The 2,887-nt window shown below is 69.0% G+C and carries 4 protein-coding genes; all 4 read left to right on the top strand.

Annotated elements, in window-relative coordinates:
- Positions 1-59 precede the first annotated feature (59 nt).
- Positions 60-584, top strand: a complete 525-nt coding sequence (locus BIS11_RS14215; RefSeq protein ID WP_253424263.1) for a DsbE family thiol:disulfide interchange protein — start codon at positions 60-62, stop codon at positions 582-584.
- Positions 575-1,042 (top strand): cytochrome c-type biogenesis protein, encoded by a 468-nt coding sequence (locus BIS11_RS14220; RefSeq protein WP_253424266.1) that lies wholly within the window; start codon positions 575-577, stop codon positions 1,040-1,042. Before BIS11_RS14215 ends, BIS11_RS14220 begins: the two co-directional genes overlap by 10 nt.
- Entirely contained in the window at positions 1,039-1,908 is an 870-nt protein-coding gene (gene ccmI, locus BIS11_RS14225) for a c-type cytochrome biogenesis protein CcmI (RefSeq protein WP_253424269.1), read from the top strand. Before BIS11_RS14220 ends, ccmI begins: the two co-directional genes overlap by 4 nt.
- Before the next feature lie 76 nt (positions 1,909-1,984).
- A partial coding sequence (locus BIS11_RS14230; RefSeq protein WP_253586367.1) for a chromosome segregation SMC family protein occupies positions 1,985-2,887 on the top strand: 903 nt, incomplete at its 3' end.

A 2,887-nucleotide genomic window follows, 5' to 3' on the forward strand; every position in this document is an offset into this window, starting at 1 on the left:
GACAAACGCTACCGGCGAGCCGCCACGCGCCGGGGCGCCGCTACTCGGGAGGTGACGCCATGAAGCGCTGGCTCTTGCTGCTGCTGCCGCTGGGGTTCGTCGGCATTGCGCTGTTCTTCTACCAGGGCCTGGGGCGCGATCCCACCGCCCGCGACTCGGCGCTGATGGCGCGAGCGTTCCCCGCCTTCGAGGCCACGACCCTCGAAGACTCTGAGCGCCGCGTCGACGAGACGCTGCTGCGCGGTGAGGTCACGCTGGTCAACGTGTGGGGCGAGTGGTGCCCGGCCTGCAAGCAGGAGATGCCCCAGCTTCTGGAACTCGCCGATCACGGCATTCGCATGGTGGGCGTGAACTACCGCGACAGCCGCGAAAAGGGCGCCGAGTTTCTCGACGAGTACGGCGATCCGTTCGAGCTGAACATCTTCGACCCCGAGGGGAGCCTCGGCTTCGATCTCGGCGTCTACGGCGCCCCGGAAACGTTCCTGGTCGACGCCGACGGCGTGATCCGCTACCACCACAAGGGCTACATCGCACCGAGTGACGTGCAGGCGCGCATCCTGCCGGAGGTGGAAAAATGGCGCTGATGCGACTGCTGGCCCTGCTGGCGGGGCTTCTGGTGAGCGTGGCGAGCCTGGCGGCCATCGAAGTGCGCTCCTTCGACGACCCGGTACTCGAGCGCCGCTACGCGGACCTGACCGCCTCGATGCGCTGCCCGCTGTGCGAGAACCAGGCGATCGACGACTCCAACGCGCCGATCGCCGCCGACATGCGCCAGCGCGTGTTCGAGCTCCTCCAGGAGGGCCAGTCCGACAGCGAGATCGTCAATCACATGGTGACGCGCTTTGGCGAATACATCCTCTACAACCCGCGCCTGGAGAACCGCACCTACCTGCTGTGGGGCGTGCCCATCGCCCTGGTGGTGCTGGCCACGTTCGTGGTGATCCTGCTGGTGCGTGCCCGGCGCCACGCCTCGAGCCAGGCGCTCAGCGACCAGGAGCGCGAACGGCTCGCGGCGCTGCTCAACCGAAAGAGGTCTTCATGACGCCGCTCTGGATCGCGATCGCCCTGACCGCGCTGCCCGCGCTCGGGTTTCTGCTCGCCCCGCTGTGGCGCGCCCGGCCGCTTTTCGATGCCCAGCGCCGCTTCGAGCAGCAGGACGGCAGCGACGCGCAGAACGTGGCCATCTTCGAGCGCCGGCTTGAGTCTCTCGAGCGTGCCCGGGCGCGTGGCGAGATCGACCCGGCGCGCTTCGCCGAGGATCGCCTGGAGCTCGAGCGCAGCCTGCTCGAGGACACCGCCGCCGCTCCCCGGCGCGCGCTCAAGGCGCCGAACGCCGGTCGCCTGCTGGTGCCCGTGGTGATGGTGCTGGCCCTTGCGGCCTGCGTGCTCGGCTACCAGCGAAACGGCGCCGAGGGCGATCTTGCCCTCTACGCCATCAATCAGGACATGCTCGGCACACCTGCGCCGGACATCGCGGCGTACCAGGCACGCATGGAACAGGAGGCCGAGCGCCAGCCCGGCAACCCCAACGTCTGGGGAGCGCTGTTCTCGCTCTATCGCCAGGCCGGCGAGCTCGACCGGGCCGATGCCGCTCTGACGCGGCTGATCGAGATCGAGGGGCGCTCGCCGGCGCTGCTGGCGGAGCTCGCGGAGCTGCGCTTCTTCCAGGCCGGCCGCCGGCTCACCCCGGCCGTCCAGGCGCTGATCGACGAGGTCCAGGCGAAAGACCCGCGTCAGCCCAAGGTGCTGAGCCTGCTCGGTATCCACGCCTTCGATGGCGGCGATTTCGAGCTCGCCATCGATCGCTGGCGCCGGGCCCTGGCGAGTCTCGAGGACGAGGCCACCATCGAGGCGCTGCGCGAGGGTATTCGCACCGCCCAGGCACGCCTGGAGAGCCGCGATGACTGACGCCCGAGCGACGACCGTGCCTGCAGGGCTCGTCGCGTGTCGATCCCTGCCCAGAAACCGGAGCTGAAGAGCCGCCATGCGCTTAACCTCCATCCGCCTCGTCGGGTTCAAGTCCTTCGTCGACCCCATCACGGTACCCTTCGACGGCAACATGACCGCCATCGTCGGGCCCAACGGCTGCGGCAAGTCCAACATCATCGACGCGGTGCGCTGGGTGATGGGCGAGTCCTCGGCCAAGACCCTGCGCGGGGAGTCGATGGCGGACGTCATCTTCAACGGCTCCACCGGGCGCAAGCCCGTCGGCCAGGCCTCCATCGAGCTCAAGTTCGACAACCGCGACGGCGCCATGGGCGGGGCCTACGCCCAGTATGCGGAGATCGTCGTCAAACGCCTGGTCACCCGCGACGGCCAGTCCAACTACTTCTTCAACGGCCAGAAGTGCCGGCGCCGCGACATCGCGGATCTCTTCATGGGTACGGGGCTCGGCCCGCGCTCCTACGCGCTGATCGGCCAGGGCATGATCTCGCGGCTGATCGAGGCGCGCCCGGACGATCTGCGCGCCACCCTCGAGGAGGCCGCTGGCATCTCCAAGTACAAGGAGCGTCGCCGCGAGACCGAGAACCGCATGCGCCGCACCCAGGAGAACCTGGAGCGCCTGGACGACATTCGCGAGGAGCTCGACAAGCAGCTCGAGCGCTTGAAGCGCCAGGCCGAGGCCGCCAAGCGCTACCAGACCCTCAAGGCCCAGGAGTACCAGCTCAAGGGCGAACTGGCGCTGATTCGCGGCCGTGCGCTGCGGGCCGAGCAGACCCGCGAGGAGGCCCGGGTGCGCGAGCTCGAGATCAGCGTCGAGAAGGACGTGCTCGGCGTGCGCGCCTGCGAAACCCGCCTGGAGCAGGCCCGAGCGCGCCACGACGAACTCGCCGAGGTGCTCGAGCGCCACCAGCAGCAGTTCTTCGAGACCACCACCCGCATCGCC

This window comes from Halomonas sp. 707D4, from assembly GCF_024158685.1.
Taxonomy (GTDB): Bacteria; Pseudomonadota; Gammaproteobacteria; order Pseudomonadales; family Halomonadaceae; genus Vreelandella.

Coding starts and splice junctions, on each gene's coding strand:
- ccmI (WP_253424269.1), top strand. CDS start 1,039: ATGACGCCGCTCTGGATCGCGATCGCCCTGACCGCGCTGCCCGCGCTC.
- BIS11_RS14215 (WP_253424263.1), top strand. CDS start 60: ATGAAGCGCTGGCTCTTGCTGCTGCTGCCGCTGGGGTTCGTCGGCATT.
- BIS11_RS14220 (WP_253424266.1), top strand. CDS start 575: ATGGCGCTGATGCGACTGCTGGCCCTGCTGGCGGGGCTTCTGGTGAGC.